The 2904-nt window shown below is 44.1% G+C and carries 2 protein-coding genes and 1 pseudogene; all 3 read left to right on the top strand.

Translation table 11 applies throughout. From position 1 onward, the window contains the following. A partial coding sequence (gene ftsY, locus AC6RV6_RS11235; protein WP_500240932.1) for a signal recognition particle-docking protein FtsY occupies positions 1 to 1152 on the top strand: 1152 nt, incomplete at its 5' end. 361 nt (positions 1153 to 1513) lie between these two features. Next, a complete protein-coding gene (iscB, locus tag AC6RV6_RS11230) occupies positions 1514 to 2557 on the top strand; it encodes an RNA-guided endonuclease IscB (protein WP_500240931.1) in 1044 nt (347 codons plus the stop codon). Between the two features lie 116 nt (positions 2558 to 2673). Further along, a pseudogene (locus AC6RV6_RS11225) lies at positions 2674 to 2784 on the top strand (IS1 family transposase); the annotation flags it as partial. Between the last annotated feature and the right edge of the window lie 120 nt (positions 2785 to 2904).

Below are 2904 nucleotides of genomic sequence, written 5' to 3'. Positions count from 1 at the left end.
GTTTCAACTCCAGAAATAGACGTAGAACCCGTATCTGAAACCGTTTCAACTCCAGCATGGATGCAAAAATCCGATGCACTGGAACGATTAAAAGAAACGGCGATCGAGACCCCCGAACCCGAGGTGAAACGCGCACCTCCCGTTGACTTTGACGAGGATTTTGTTTGGTCGGCTAAAGTATTGGCCGAACAAGGGAGGCGACCTGAAGATGTTTCTCTCGAGGAAATAAGCTGGCTCAAACGCTTGCGAGAAGGACTGGGAAAAACGCGCCGCAGTTTGATCAATCAACTCAAAGCCGTTGTCGGCCAAGGCCCCCTCAATGAAGATGCGGTCATGGAAATTGAGGCGTTACTCCTGCAAGCCGATGTGGGGGTCGAAGCCACTGAGTATATTATCGAAACCCTACAGGAAAAATTGCGCGAAGAAGCCTTACCTCCCGAGGAAGCGATCGCCTATTTAAAAACCATTCTTTGTAACTTATTAGATAAACCCCTTCCCGATCCCGAAAATGCGGCCCTCGTTCCTGAAGAAGAGGGTTTAAATATCTGGTTGATGACAGGGGTCAATGGCGCGGGAAAAACTACCACCATTGGGAAATTAGCGCATCTGGCCAAACAATCCGGCTATAGCTGTATTATCGCGGCGGCGGACACCTTTCGCGCGGCGGCAGTAGAACAAGTAACGATTTGGGGAGAGCGATCGCAAACGCAAGTTATTGCCAACCCCGGAAAAAATACCGATCCGGCGGCTGTAGTTTACGATGCCATTAATGCCGCAAATTCTCGAGATGTTCGCCTTCTCTTAGTAGACACTGCCGGACGCTTGCAAAACAAAAAGAATTTAATGGCAGAATTGGCTAAAATTCGCCGTATTATTGATAAAAAAGCCCCCAATGCAACAGTAGAATCCTTATTAGTTTTAGATGCAACATTAGGACAAAATGGTCTGCGTCAAGCACAGGTCTTTTCTGAATCTGCGAAGTTAAGCGGGGTTGTTTTGACAAAACTCGATAGCAGTGCCAAAGGAGGCGTTGCTTTAGCCGTTGCCAAACAGTTAAATTTACCCATTCGCTTTGTCGGTGCTGGGGAAGGAATTGAAGATTTACGCCCCTTTTCCAGTTATGAATTTGTGGAAGCCCTTTTGAGTGAATAATTCAGGGTACTCCTGAAGAAGTAATGATAAAATAAAAAAGGGGGACGCATAATTATTCAGTATTCAGTGTGATGAAATGTGGTCATTTGTCGGAAAAAAAGGCAATAAACAGTCAGGAACTCACCGCTAAACGCTTGAGCGTTCTAGCGGGAGCTTGAGGGAGACCTAAAGCTCTAACCTGACCAGTCTAAGTTCCTTGAGAACTCCGTTATCTAGGTCATGAAACCCGTAAGTACGTGCCAGCTTTCGGCTCTTTCGTTAACAATTAAACATCCGTAAAGAGTTAAGGAAGTGTTATTAACCTAAAAAGCCTAGATAACATTGACGAGGCAAAATTTACCCTAGCAATAGGAGTTAACTCATGCGAGTTTTTGTATTGGATAAAAACAAGAAACCGTTAAACCCAACTCATCCCGCTAGAGTGAGAAAATTGCTCAAATCGGGACGAGCCAAGGTGTTTAAACGGTTTCCATTCACCATTATTTTACAGGATGTAGAAGGAGGAGAAGTTAACGATTGCCAGTTAAAGATAGACCCCGGTTCGAGGACGACAGGAATTGCAATCCTGCAAAGAAATTTCGTCATTTGGGGAGCGGAATTGACTCATCGCGGCCAACAAATTCGGGATGCTTTAACCTCAAGACGACAGTTAAGAAGAGGGCGACGTAGCCGCAAAACGCGGTATAGAAAACCCCGATTTCTCAACAGAAAATGTCCCAAAGGATGGCTTGCACCTAGTTTAATGTCGCGGGTTCATAACATCATAACTTGGGTCAATCGAGTCAGCAATTTAACTCTCGCTTGCCATCCTTGTAATCAAGCTAAAAGCAATCAAGAAGTCGAACAGTTCTTGTCGGGCAAACCAGACATTCTGAAACGTATTCTTGGACAAGTAAAAGCACCTTTAAAAGATGCAGCAGCCGTTAACTCGACTCGTTGGAAGTTATACGAAGAGTTGAAGGCAACTGGTTTGCCTGTCGAGGTTGGAACAGGAGGAACGACTAAGTTTAATCGTACTCGCCAGAACCTTTCTAAAATTCACTGGTTAGATGCTGCTTGTGTAGGAAAATCAACACCAGAGCAACTCATTATTGAGGTGAAAAAGCCTCTTTTAATTGCTGCCAAAGGTCACGGAATAAGGCAGCGATGCCGTCCAGATAAATACGGTTTTCCCAAAGCACACGCACCTAAAGCTAAATTTTTCCAAGAATTCCAAACAGGCGATATTGTCAAAGCCTCTATTCCGAAAGGAAAGTATGCAGGCAATTATGTCGGTCGTATTGCGATTCGATTTCGTCCTTCTTTTCGACTATCTACATCAGGAAATAAACCTTTCGACGTTCATCCTAAATATTTGAAGACTATTCATCATGCAGACGGCTATGAATACGCATTTAAACAATGACTCGCCTTGCTCGATTTTCTTTATTGGTCGCGATTCCTCTCCCGTTAAATCAAAGATTCTAACGGGAGTCCCCTCGCAACATTTAGATGGATTTGGCTGGCTATTGATGTCAATAACGCATTTCTCGTTTGGTGAGAAAAACTCTCTCTTTTTCTAAAAAGCTGGAAAATCATATTGGTGCTATTTGGCTCTTTATTCATTACTACAACTCATCCTTATCTGTTTAGGACTACCGAGAAATCAAGCAATTCGCCGATCGCTGCCGAGAGGGATCTTTGTGCTGAAATCGTCACACAGTTCTCTGTCTCTGGATAGCCCTTCACAAGTTTTTCATAATTACTTGCTAC

This window comes from Spirulina sp. LEGE 11439, from assembly GCF_059821285.1.
This window is presented reverse-complemented; position numbering and strand designations above follow the sequence as displayed.